Genomic DNA, 11849 nt, shown 5'->3' on the forward strand with positions numbered 1-11849 from the left:
AGTAATTTATGACTCACGCTTATACGACTGCAATTTACCTGACAGTGACCATGCCATGTCTGTGCGTAATAACTGAGCTTGTTCAGACTTACCGCTGCTCAGCGACGACCATTGCGGTTTACCTCGGGCTTTTTTGAGCTCACTTGGTAATTTATGTGCTGGCCATACAGTAATTGGATTATTGTCTTCATCTGCATGGTCACCGTCGTCAGTTAGCGACGTTTCAAGACTGCTGTTTTCGCCCTTATATAATAACTGAGTAGCGTCTGTAGCAGCATGACCACGATGACGTAATGCCGTAAGTAAGTCTAATGCTCGCGTGGCTAATAGCGTCAACGTAGCAGGGTCGATATATAAGCGTTTCACCCCAGTAATCCTATCGGCAATGCTGCTGGTGTTTGATAGCAACCCGCCTGCGATACCACCTATTGCGGCACCCAATCCCAGTGTCGTACCTAGGGCTGCCGCATCAATGCCCAATCCGAGCAGCGCACCTGCTGCTGCACCAGAAGTGGTACGAATGCCGTAGCTTTTGAGAAGTTCAGGGTCAAAAGGGTCTTGTTGATAGGCTTGTAGTTCAAGCGGTGTTGCTGCGACCGCATTGTCATAGAACTTATAAAGGTTAAGTAGGTTGTGCTGCATCGCACGTTCACTTTGCCTGACCGCTTCTTGCATTTGCTGTAGTACAGGAAGTGGGTCGTCATCTTCATTGATCTCGCGTACAAAGGCAGCAACATTCAATAAAAAATCAGCGATGATGATATTGGCCTCATCATACAGCTGCGCCCAGTCTTCCGTTCGACGTTGCATCAACTGCTCAAGCATTTCAGAGTGAGTGAGCATAGTGGCTAGGTTTTTCCATAGACGCATCTCATCTTCAAACTCAAACGCGACCGAATCGAAACGCGTTGAGATATGCAGATTACGTCTTGCCAGCATCGTTTGCCAGTCGTCGATATTGGCATTCTGACTGTCAGTAAAATTAAAAACAGGCATCACAGGAATCGCAGCCCAAGACAAAATCGATAGCTCGTCTTTATATTTACCCAATACAGGCTCACGAGCATCTACCACGTAGATGGCCATATCACTTGTCAGCAGCTGACGAATTACTTTGGCTTCTTGACTATAATCATAGGGCAAGTTATAGCTGTCTGCACCTTGAGCAATATCCGCCGCCAAAAACTGCTGCAAGCGTTCAATACCATCACGGCGACTCGCAGTATTGTCCTCTAGCCAATCCATAAGTCCTGAAGCATCTTCCAGACCAGGTGTATCGTATAGCGCTACCAGCACCTCACCAGTTCGGCTGTCTGTCAGCTGTGCTTGCTCGACGTGACGTGTGGTCGCAGCTTCGTTTTTGACTTCACCAAAATATACGTCACGCAGTAATGTGCGCAGTATAGAGGTTTTGCCCGTATTGGTATGACCGACAACGGCTAATTTGAGCGGTTCACCACTGGCAATCGTTTTCTTTGTTACCCTTGACGCTGGTGCTGTCGTTGCTGATGTATCGGTTGATACAGGTTGATTATCCTGAGTAGCTATTGACTGAGCTACTGTGGATTTTGAGGTGTTTTCTGAAGGAATACTTGAGACATCAGGGGTTGGCTCATAAGCCTTGTCCGCAAAGAGACCTGCAGGCTTATTATTCTCACGATTATTGTTATTGTCATTATTCATAGTAACGTCTTATATTTATTGATGGCAAAAACACACAGTAGCCATTTATTGTAAAACAAATATGATTGAGTATCGGTTATGAATGCGTATTGTCCATATCATAAATCGTAGTCCACGCATTTATGATAAAGTACTACAAGTAGTAGGTTAAGCGAGATTGACACCGTATCCAATGTATAGAGAATTGACTATATTAGACAGCACTTGGTGGACGCAGCAGTACCTTTAGCTTTTTCTTAAATCCTTTTGCACGAAAGAACCGCTGCCACATACGGTAAAAGACACCAAATATCAGGCTGATGATATTGTCATGGCTAGTTTCACCAACGGCACCGTATTTAACTGGATTGTTGATGGTATCTTCTTCTACATAAGTGTCGAACCAGCGATCAAAAATAATGAGAACGCCGCCGTAATTTTGGTCAATATATTCGTCGTTGGTGCCATGATGGGCACGGTGATTGGATGGGGTATCAAAAACATACTCCACCCATTTGGGAAATTTTCCTACTGTTTCGGTATGAATAAAGAATTGATAAATCAAATCTAACGCATAAAAGAAAAACACCCAAACTGGATGTACGCCCAACATCATCAGCGGGACAAAGAATAACCACCATCCCGTCACTGAGTACAGCAGGCTTTGACGCATGGCGGTGGACAGGTTCATATGGTCATCTGAATGGTGCACGACATGCGCTGACCAAAACCAATTCATACGGTGTGACGCGCGATGGAACCAATAGTAGCTAAACTCAACCGCAACGAATATAGGGATGGCGGTAAGCCATGTCACCTCAATAGTAAATAAGCGATATTGATATAACCATAAGCAGATAGGTATGACGATAAGCGCTTGGACAATCAATTCAAATCCTAGATAAGAGCCGCCCAAACTAAAATTGGTCATCGCACGGCGCCAACTAAAGCTTTTACTATTGCCGCGCTTGGACTGATAGAACCATTCTGCCAAAAATAACAAGAAAAATGGACCGCCAGCCAGCGGTAGCAGCCACTCTTGCCAATACGCAGGCAGAATGCTCGCCAGCATTGGCTGCCACGACTCTGGCGCAGCCGTTAAGATGCTTTGGTTTAACGTCTCTCGGTAACCATCCAATAGTTGACCATACTGACCTAGGGTCATAAGGGAATTGTCTGCTGCCATCTTGGGCTCCTAGCCACTATAAAACATCCTTGTCGTCTTGATATGACGTCACAGCTATCAAAATATATCTTAACAACTGTTATATCAATAAGTCTTTAAGCCTGTCTGAGGTGATAGGCCTATAATATTTACTTATTGCATATTATGCTAGCCATGTTAGTTATAATGATAAGTTAAGGTATGAGTAATAGATTAAAAATTAGAATGTATCAAGTATCTATATCAACCAAGCCAATTTTTCGTGCAGAGAGCGCTGTTTGCCACTGTTGATAGCGAACGGCTTGTTTGTCTAATGGCTCATCATCGGTACGAGCGTCAGTTAAGTCAGCAGCAGAGTTGGTATCGCTAAGCAGTTGTACAATAAGACCATCTTTTGCGTGAGCAGCGAGTTGATCAAGTTTACGTAGCGTACCGCGGTCGGGCAGTGCATTGCTATGAATGCCAATTAAAACTTGCACCGGATGCGCATCTAAGTAGTTTTTAAGCCGTGTCATATCATCACGGTCATCGACGATACCAAAATCCTCAACTTCGCTTGATTGTTCAAAATCATGGTTGCTGCCATCAAGCCCTGACTGCCACCATTTATCCTGATCTGCAGGGTATTCAAGCAGCACAACTAACTTCTTGCCCGCACTGACTGTCGCTTTTGGTGCGATAGGGGCTGACGCCTCAGTAAAATCATCAGCATCAACCACATGCCGCTGCCAAAAATTTAGGATTTTTTGATAATAGGGTTGTTTGATATCCAAACGCATTTTTTTGCGGCGGAATATTAATGCACAAAATGCCCATGCTATCGCTCGCGGTACAATGCCGTACATCAGCAAGCTACCAACTAGTAACCCTGCCCATTGCCGTGCAACAGACAGCGGCATGGCTTCGGTGACAAGCCTGCTCTGTGCGATCGCTGTACTGTCTGGCACACCAAATCCCACCATACTAGGTAGCCAACCTAATATCTGAGTCAGGCTCACAAGCGCCTGATCAGAGAGTAAGGTTGACTCCCAGCTAAAGCTATACTGACGCACAATCAGTAAAAATATAATTGCAAGTAGCATACCGGTCAATGTCGCGAGCCACAACTGATGGCTAAACCGCCCCAAATACCAACGCATACCGCTGTGCTGTAACTGGCGCTCATACAGATCGACGGCCGCCTTGGTCACATCGTCCTTACCGCGTATGAGATAACTTGGACTGACAAAGCTCGCAAACCAACTGGGCGATTGTTGATCTCGATTGACAAGGGTCATGGCAAGCCAGCCACCAAGCATAATGGTATGAAAGCCAAGCAGACAGACCAACACATAAAAGAAATTCACAACATTAGACTGCAATAACGTAAATAACCCCAAAAACCCTGAGATACACCACACCACGCTCATAACGATCATAATACCCTTTATGCGACCATCAATCTTGCCTAGCACACGCTCAAGCGCCCCGTTACTATCTATACGTGACGCCCGTCGATGCAGCTTTTGAATAGGCGTACCGTCCTCGCCCTGTAGTTTTTCCGTGATTAATAACGGGTCAGTGGCAAAGACGTGCTGATCGGTCTCTAAGGCTCGTACCAGCTCGGTCAGTTGATCTTGGGGTGATAGCATAATGCGATAATATCCGTATGAAGGCGTCAATATAAGAAATAGGAAGCAAAAAATGCGCGTTCTAATCGTTATAGATTATTGTAGCGTATATAGAATGAGGATGACTTGTATTATTTTTATCATAGTAAACGCTTATAAAGTCAGCCAAAATGAATAAATGAAACCAAATCGTGTCAAAAAACGTGTCAAAGAGACTTATCAAAAAAAGGAAGGTGCCATATGAATAACGAAATGGATAATAAAACCTATCTTATCATCGGTGGAACAGGCGGCATTGGTCAAGCCATGGTGCAGCTGCTAATACAAGGAGCGGCGGCTAATCAAACGGACAGTCAATCTAATCAAAGCCATCGCACACAAGTATTTGCTACTTATCATCGAAATAAGCCGAATATTGAAGCGGAAAACCTGCACTGGCTCCCGATGAACGTCAGTGATGAGGACAGTATTAAAAAAGCTGCCAATACGATCAAACAGATGGTCGGTCATGTGGATTGGGTAATCAACTGCGTAGGATTACTACATACAGAGACCGCGCAGCCAGAAAAAGCCTTGCGACAGATGGAAACGGAGTTCTTTTTGCAAAACATGCAAATCAATGCCCTAGCCAGTTTGCTGATAGCCAAACATATCAAACCGTTACTCGCCAAAGCTAATCGCAGCGCCAGTCATCCTGCTGTTTTTGCGACCGTATCAGCCCGCGTCGGTAGCATCACTGACAATCAGCTAGGCGGCTGGTATAGCTATAGAATGAGTAAGGCCGCTCTTAATATGGGGATGAAAAATCTGAGTATTGAATGGGGCAGATCACTTAAAGATGTATGCGTGGTGGTTATGCAACCAGGCACCGTGAATACTCAGTTGTCTGAACCGTTCCAAGGCAATGTCGCTGAAGGACATCTATTCTCGCCAGCGTATAGCGCGGAGTGCTTATTGGAGGTGCTCTCAGGTATGACGGCTACCCAGTCAGGCAGTTTTGTCGATTGGGCAGGAGAGTCAATACCTTGGTAGCCATTAAACTGACGCTAGCGTACTAGTAAGCCATAAATTTAGTACGCTTCAAACAGCGCCATAAACTCATTAACAGGTGTTTGTTCTAGTATTTCTTGATCGTCGCATAACTCAACGATCTGCTGACAGCGACTTTCGATAAAACGAGTGGCCAGACTGGCGCGGAACTTGGCTTCCAGTACAGGGATGCCCTCAGCGCGGCGACGCTTATGGCCAATAGGATACTCTACAGCCACTTTTTCTGTACTGCTGCCATCGTTAAAAAATACTTGAATGGCATTAGCAATAGAGCGCTTGCTTGGGTCATGATAGTCTTTTGAATACTGCTCGTTTTCTTCTACAACCATCTTGCTACGCAGCTCATCGATTGACAAATGCTGTTCGTGATAGTCATCCTCGTAGTTCTCTGCCATCAGATCGCCTGTCAACAACGGCACAGCCACCATATACTGCAAGCAATGATCTCTATCTGCTGGATTGGCAAGCGCGCCTTCTTTTGAAATGATGCGAATCGCTGAGTCATGGGTAGTCAGGACGATTTTGTCGATATCGTCAATTCTGTCTTTGATATGTGGGTGCAGAATAACCGCAGCTTCACAAGCAGTTTGCGCATGAAATTCAGCTGGAAAGCTTATTTTAAATAAGATATTTTCTATCACGTAACTACCAAAATCCCGCTGGAATTTAAAGCGACGATCGTCTTCAGGCTTGGTTGCTAGATCCTTGTTGGTATGGCTAAATAGCACATCATAAAACCCCCACTGCGGTGCAGTTAATGCGCCAGGGATACCCATTTCACCACGCGCCGTTATATCGACCAGACGTACCGCACGACTGGTCGCATCGCCTGCTGCCCAAGATTTTCGGCTGCCCGCATTGGGTGCATGACGATAGGTACGTAGTGCCTGACCATCGACGATGGCTTGTGAGATGGCTGCCATGATGCGCTCACGTGGCAGCTGATAAAGTTTTGCAACGACTGCTGTTGATGCTAACTTGACTAAAAAAACATGATCGAGCCCCACACGGTTGAATGAGTTTTCTAGTGCCAGTACACCTTGAATTTCATGCGCCATGATCATGGCTTCAAGCACTGCTCTCATGGTCAGTGGTGCTTGTCCTTGGCTGATATTTTTTTGACTAATATAGTCGGCGACCGCCAAGATACCACCCAAGTTATCAGAAGGATGGCCCCATTCAGCAGCAAGCCACGTATCGTTATAGTCAAGCCAGCGCACCATACAGCCAATATCAAAAGCGGCTTTGATGGGGTCTAGTCTATAGGAGGTGCCAGGGACGCGAGCGCCATGCGGCGTTATTTGATCGGGGCAATCAGGCCCCAAGTGCTTGGTACACTCAGGGAAGCGCAACGCCAATAGACCGCAGCCAAGCGTGTCCATCAGACAGTGGCGCGCGGTATTCCACGCATCAGTAGGGTTTGGGGATTGCTCGTCTATTGAATAGTTGAGAACGTAATCGGCGATTTTTTGAATTTCATTGTCATATTCTGGACGGACATTACTCTCTACCGTCGCATCGTTTGTATTTGAATTGGCTATATCTACATTGGCTGTATTTGAACGGTTATCTAAGTGATTATTTGACATGGTTAGTTCCTCATCCTGAGTGTGCTACTTCCTTGACTGATTATCTCAGCCATCCTTTTAAAGGAATCATTATTTAAAAGTAGCACACTCAATATGGAACAACCAATTTGAATTATGTTAAGAATTAAGACCTTACAAGCGGTCTAAATCATTAAGTACAACAGACCTAAAACAAACAAAGCGGCCATGATAAACAGCAGGAAACTTAACACTTTGGTTGTGGTTGACGCAGTGCCCGTGCTCTCTTTTTTGATTTTGTTTTTCTTAGCAACGTATAGCACCATTTTCACATGCTCGATATTGTCCTCGAGATAATGCTCGCCTTCAGGTACAAAACCTAACGACTCATAAAAACTAAGTAAGTAAACCTGTGCCGAGATGATAATCGGACGCTTTTTACCATACTTTTTGCGGCACTGTGCAATAGCCTGATTCATCATTTGCCGTGCTAGACCATCACCTCTATGCTCTGATAGCACAAGCACTCTACCGATGGCTGGCATCGCGGTGTGGTTGGTCTTAATCGCAGGAGTAGCTACTGATAGATTGGATTTTAGCTTATTAAACTCAGGTGGAATGATACGACAATAGCCAACCAATGCTGCATTTTGATGAGCGATTAGGTGCAAGCAATCAAAATCCACTTCATCCATATCTTGATAGGCACAGTTTTGTTCGACGACGAACACTTGCGAGCGCGCCTTTAAAATATGATAAAGATCAACTGAGGTCAGCTCGTCAAAGGTTTTTAAAGAAAATTCACAAGTCATAGTGGGCTAGCTTCTGGCAATAGGCAGTAAAAGATTGGCATTATAACGATTTAGGCAGGCATTAACCATTCCTAACCGTTTAGGGTCTGGCTGATTTTGTCTAAGTTTAGGCTATCAGACATAGCGCTAAAGATTTCAAAGTACTTGCCGCGTTGGGCATAAAGTACCTCATGCGTACCTGTCTCAACCACTTCGCCATTTTCTATCACCACGAGATCGTCGGCATCGATAATTTGGGCAATATTGTGCGAGACCATAATGACGGTACGGTCTTTTTTGATCAAATCTAGGCTTTTTTTGACCTGCTGACTGGCGATAGCGTCTAGACTGGCTGTCGGCTCGTCCAAAAACACAATAGGTGGGTCTTTTAAAAACATCCTTGCCAGCGCAATACGCTGCTGTTGACCGCCTGATAGGGATTTGGCAGTACTCTCGTAGCCATCTGGTAGAGACATGACTTGCTCGTGTATAGAGGCTTTTTTTGCAGCAACGATGACGTCATCTTCGCTGGCATTCATATCCCCATAACGGATGTTTTCACTGATCGTACCCGAAAAAATATGATTGCTCTGTAGTACTAGGCCGATGCGCTGACGCAATTCGTGGGTATCACAGTCGGCCAAATCATGCCCGTCTAGACAAATAGTGCCAGCGTCTGGCGCATAGAACTTGACCAGTAGATTGATGATGGTGCTCTTGCCAGCGCCAGAGAGGCCGACCAGCGCGGTGATACGATTGGGCTTGATGGTAAAGCTGACGTTTTTTAGCGCTTGCGTGCCATTAGGATAGGTAAAATCAACGTTTTTAAGCTCGATATGACCCTTTAGGTTTTCGCTACTGATGCCATCGATGTTTTCGACTTGTTTATCGTCTTCTAAAATATCAAAAAAACCTTCGGCATAGGTCAATGCATTATTTATCTGGTCGTAGATGCGGTGCAATTGACGGATAGGGGCCGCGACGTTCTGAAACAGCATGACATGAAACAAAATCATGCCAATGGTCATCTCACCTTGTAGCACAAAATAAGCGGTGAGAAGGATGATAACCACCACACCAATCTGCTCGATAAAGGTTTTGATGGCATCATAAATAAAGCCAATACTACGAATGCGTAATTGGTTGTCGGTCATCTCTTTTTGAATGACTAGGTGTTTCTCAGCCTCGATGGACTCACGGACAAAAGATTTCACCACGCTGATTGAATTAATCAAAGAGATTACCAAACCGCTTTTGGCTTCTCGAAACCCGCGCATCTGCCGACGAAAACCTTGCAGACGGCGTGCTTGCTTTTGACTAATAAAAAAGTAAATGGGTATGATAATAAGACCGACCATGCCAACCCAAAAACTGGTCGAAAACATGATGATAAGTGCCACAATTGCATTGGCAAACAGCGGTAGCATGTCGATAAAGAAGTTTTGCACCAGGCTGGTTAAACTGCTGACACCGTAATCGATACGGGTTTGCAATTTACCACTGTCATTTTCACTACTGGTATAAAACGCCATCCGGTAAGTAAGGATGCGCTCAATGATTTTTTGAGACAAGTCACGAGATAAGTTGATACGAATCTTTTCACCAAAAAAACGCTGACCAAAAGAGATAAATATCGACAGTATCTCTTTGGTCAACAAGACCGCACTAATAATCCCTAGCATTCGCAGACCTGCCTGCCATGGCTCGGTAAGCGTGGCAATTTCGGTCAACGTATCAACGGTATAACGCAGCACAAACGCATTAACCTGAGCGGTAAAAGAGCCTAAGGCGGTCAGTGCTAAGGTAGCGATAATAAGCAGACGATAAGGTTTAGCAAATACCGCTAGTTTTTTGAGGATGTCCCATAGTAGCGCCCGCCGTTCTTTTTTCTCGACTGGCGGTTTTTTGTCTAATTGCACACGGCGGGGTTGGGGAGATGTTGGCATAAAACTCTATCAAAAATTAAAATAAGCCATGACTACGCTTAAAACGCATCCGCTGGCACAAAAATCTCACCGACCATGATACGCCTTGCTGAGCGGCTCATCGACACTTTTTTGGCTTGCCAGCGCCCATCGACCAGTTCGGTTTTTCCGCCAACGAGCAATGTACCTGATGGATGGCCAAAACGCACCTCTGTCAGCTCACCAGCGCCTGCTGCTTGATTGACGAGCGTGCCTTGTGTGGTTGCCGCAGCGGCAATAGCGACTGCTGCTGTACCCATCATAGCGTGATGCAATTGACCCATACTCATGGCACGTACGACTAAGTCAATCTCTCCTGCATCGACCGACTTACCACTAGAGGCCGTATAGCTCTGTGCTGCGCCAACCCAAGCAACTTTAGGAATATGTTGACTGGTCTGTGCTTCAGAGACATCTTTAAATAAGCCCATCGCCACGCCGCCTGTAGCACGAATTTTCTCAAGCTTGGCAAGTAGCTCACCATCGCTATTGATGTCGCCTTGTAATTCAGTACCGGTAAAGCCCAAATCTTCTGCTTTCATGAAGATAGTCGGGATACCTGCACTAATAAAGGTAGCTTTGATGCTATCAGCCTCTAGACCGCAGCCGGTAACATCGAAGTCATCGACCAAATTACCCGTAGGGAACATATCGCTGGTAGCATCTACAGGATCGATAAACTCAATTTTGACTTCAGCCGCTGGGAAAGTTACACCGTCTAATTCAAAATCGCCCGTCTCTTGAACTTGTACTTTGTCATTTGCGTCTTTATAGACGGGAACATGGGCAATAATCGTTTTACCGATATTTTCTTGCCAAATGCGTACTTCACAAATACCGTTTTTAGCATCTTCATCAATGCTGTTAGTAATCTTGTCAGCATCAACTAGACCCATATTAATGGCACAGGCACCGACGGCGGCGGTTAAGTTGCCACAGTTACCCGCCCAGTCAATCATAGGTTTGGCGATATTGACTTGTCCGAACAGATAATTCACATCGTGATCTGGTCTGTCAGAGGCCGATAAAATAACCGTTTTTGACGTACTAGAGCTGCCATTGCCCAAGCCATCGATTTGCTTGCCGTAAGGATCTGGGCTGCCGATGACACGTAGCAGAAACTTATCACGTGATTCGCCAGCGACTTGACAACGCTCAGGTAAATCAGATAATTTAAAGAACGTACCTTTTGATGTACCACCGCGCATATAGGTAGCAGGAACAGATATTTGCGGAGCGAAGGAAGGTTTTGATTGAGAATTGGTTTGAGCCACTGTATTAAGTCCTTTTTATATTGTTATAAGATTGGATATGGTGCCATCAGCAAGTAAACATACATGACTAAGAACGCTCGTTAATAATGATAGCGACAAGAGATAATCGTCAGATAGTTATCATCGACGGCATATACCAACCGATTGGCGTCATCGATGCGTCTTGACCAAAATCCAGATAGATTTTCTTTTAGGGGTTCAGGTTTGCCAATGCCTTCAAACGGATTACGCTTACATTCGGTGATGAGTTTGTTAATACGTTTGAGTGTTTTTTTATCTTGCGTTTGCCAGTACAGGTAGTCTTTCCACGCAGCATCTGTCCATGCTAGTTGTTCACTCATTATTAGACCCTTTGGATTGATTAAAGCCTTTGAGTTCAAGCACTTTCAATATCGCTATCCGTATGCTCATTATTATCGCTGCTACCATCACCTTTATAACTATCTTCTGCCGTATCTATTAGCTCACGCGTAACCGTTTTGCCAGCTTTATATTGGGCAATAGAGTCCGCTAAGTGCGCTGCATTGGCAGGAGATTTTAGTAGATAGACGGTTTCCATCAGGCTATTGTAATAATCAAGTGACATCACAACTGCATCATCAGCGTCACGGCGGGTCACGATAGTGGCGTTGGCATCATCATTTACCGTATCTAGGACAGACTTTAAATGCTTTCTGGCTTCTGAAAAACTAACGACTCTCATGGCTTACTCCTTTCATGATATTCTGCATAACTTGTACAATATATAGTACATATTACGCCATTAATTAAGTAAACTCAATATTT

General features: G+C 44.9%; 9 protein-coding genes and 1 pseudogene. 1 reads left to right on the forward strand and 9 read right to left on the reverse strand.

Annotated features, from left to right (window positions below):
* Positions 1 to 6: 6 nt before the first annotated feature.
* The 3 genes from ABFV72_RS10880 to ABFV72_RS10890 all read right to left on the reverse strand — a co-directional run bounded on the left by ABFV72_RS10880 (position 7) and on the right by ABFV72_RS10890 (position 4458).
* Positions 7 to 1683 (reverse strand): DUF3482 domain-containing protein, encoded by a 1677-nt coding sequence (locus tag ABFV72_RS10880; protein ID WP_347163664.1) that lies wholly within the window; start codon positions 1681 to 1683, stop codon positions 7 to 9.
* A 193-nt stretch (positions 1684 to 1876) separates the two neighbouring features.
* Positions 1877 to 2848 carry a sterol desaturase family protein gene (locus ABFV72_RS10885; RefSeq protein ID WP_347163666.1) on the reverse strand — a complete coding sequence of 324 codons (972 nt, stop codon included), beginning with the start codon at positions 2846 to 2848 and terminating at the stop codon, positions 1877 to 1879.
* 209 nt (positions 2849 to 3057) lie between these two features.
* A complete protein-coding gene (locus ABFV72_RS10890; RefSeq protein WP_347163668.1) occupies positions 3058 to 4458 on the reverse strand; it encodes a DUF2868 domain-containing protein in 1401 nt (466 codons plus the stop codon).
* A gap of 219 nt (positions 4459 to 4677) precedes the next feature.
* Here ABFV72_RS10890 and ABFV72_RS10895 point away from each other — a divergent pair, with 219 nt between their 5' ends.
* Positions 4678 to 5469: an SDR family oxidoreductase gene (locus ABFV72_RS10895; protein WP_347163670.1), complete on the forward strand. Its 792-nt coding sequence runs from the start codon at positions 4678 to 4680 to the stop codon at positions 5467 to 5469.
* Between the two features lie 38 nt (positions 5470 to 5507).
* On the opposite strand, the gene ABFV72_RS10900 is transcribed toward ABFV72_RS10895, so the two are convergent.
* From ABFV72_RS10900 to ABFV72_RS10925, 6 genes and pseudogenes are all read right to left on the reverse strand, one after another.
* A complete protein-coding gene (locus ABFV72_RS10900; RefSeq protein WP_347163671.1) occupies positions 5508 to 7076 on the reverse strand; it encodes a bifunctional 2-methylcitrate dehydratase/aconitate hydratase in 1569 nt (522 codons plus the stop codon).
* Positions 7077 to 7219: 143 nt separating this feature from the next.
* Positions 7220 to 7846 (reverse strand): GNAT family N-acetyltransferase, encoded by a 627-nt coding sequence (locus ABFV72_RS10905; RefSeq protein WP_347163673.1) that lies wholly within the window; start codon positions 7844 to 7846, stop codon positions 7220 to 7222.
* A gap of 71 nt (positions 7847 to 7917) precedes the next feature.
* The gene (locus tag ABFV72_RS10910; protein WP_347163674.1) at positions 7918 to 9771 is read right to left on the reverse strand and encodes an ABC transporter ATP-binding protein; all 1854 of its coding nucleotides are present in this window, start codon (positions 9769 to 9771) and stop codon (positions 7918 to 7920) included.
* A gap of 38 nt (positions 9772 to 9809) precedes the next feature.
* On the reverse strand, positions 9810 to 11063 hold the full coding sequence (gene prpF / locus ABFV72_RS10915; RefSeq protein ID WP_347163676.1) for a 2-methylaconitate cis-trans isomerase PrpF: 1254 nt from the start codon (positions 11061 to 11063) through the stop codon (positions 9810 to 9812).
* Positions 11064 to 11143: 80 nt separating this feature from the next.
* Positions 11144 to 11404, reverse strand: a complete 261-nt coding sequence (locus tag ABFV72_RS10920) for a Txe/YoeB family addiction module toxin (protein WP_037025847.1) — start codon at positions 11402 to 11404, stop codon at positions 11144 to 11146.
* Positions 11405 to 11505: 101 nt separating this feature from the next.
* A pseudogene (locus ABFV72_RS10925) lies at positions 11506 to 11766 on the reverse strand (type II toxin-antitoxin system Phd/YefM family antitoxin); the annotation flags it as partial.
* Positions 11767 to 11849 lie beyond the last annotated feature (83 nt).

This window comes from Psychrobacter proteolyticus, from assembly GCF_039762275.1.
In the GTDB taxonomy this organism is placed as follows: Bacteria; Pseudomonadota; Gammaproteobacteria; order Pseudomonadales; family Moraxellaceae; genus Psychrobacter; species Psychrobacter proteolyticus_C.

What these genes read in the sequence shown, in the direction of transcription:
- ABFV72_RS10910 (WP_347163674.1), bottom strand. Translation starts at nt 9,771, where the DNA reads ATGCCAACATCTCCCCAACCCCGCCGTGTGCAATTAGACAAAAAACCG.
- ABFV72_RS10900 (WP_347163671.1), bottom strand. Translation starts at nt 7,076, where the DNA reads ATGTCAAATAATCACTTAGATAACCGTTCAAATACAGCCAATGTAGAT.
- ABFV72_RS10880 (WP_347163664.1), bottom strand. Translation starts at nt 1,683, where the DNA reads ATGAATAATGACAATAACAATAATCGTGAGAATAATAAGCCTGCAGGT.
- ABFV72_RS10885 (WP_347163666.1), bottom strand. Translation starts at nt 2,848, where the DNA reads ATGGCAGCAGACAATTCCCTTATGACCCTAGGTCAGTATGGTCAACTA.
- ABFV72_RS10895 (WP_347163670.1), top strand. Translation starts at nt 4,678, where the DNA reads ATGAATAACGAAATGGATAATAAAACCTATCTTATCATCGGTGGAACA.
- ABFV72_RS10920 (WP_037025847.1), bottom strand. Translation starts at nt 11,404, where the DNA reads ATGAGTGAACAACTAGCATGGACAGATGCTGCGTGGAAAGACTACCTG.
- ABFV72_RS10890 (WP_347163668.1), bottom strand. Translation starts at nt 4,458, where the DNA reads ATGCTATCACCCCAAGATCAACTGACCGAGCTGGTACGAGCCTTAGAG.
- ABFV72_RS10905 (WP_347163673.1), bottom strand. Translation starts at nt 7,846, where the DNA reads ATGACTTGTGAATTTTCTTTAAAAACCTTTGACGAGCTGACCTCAGTT.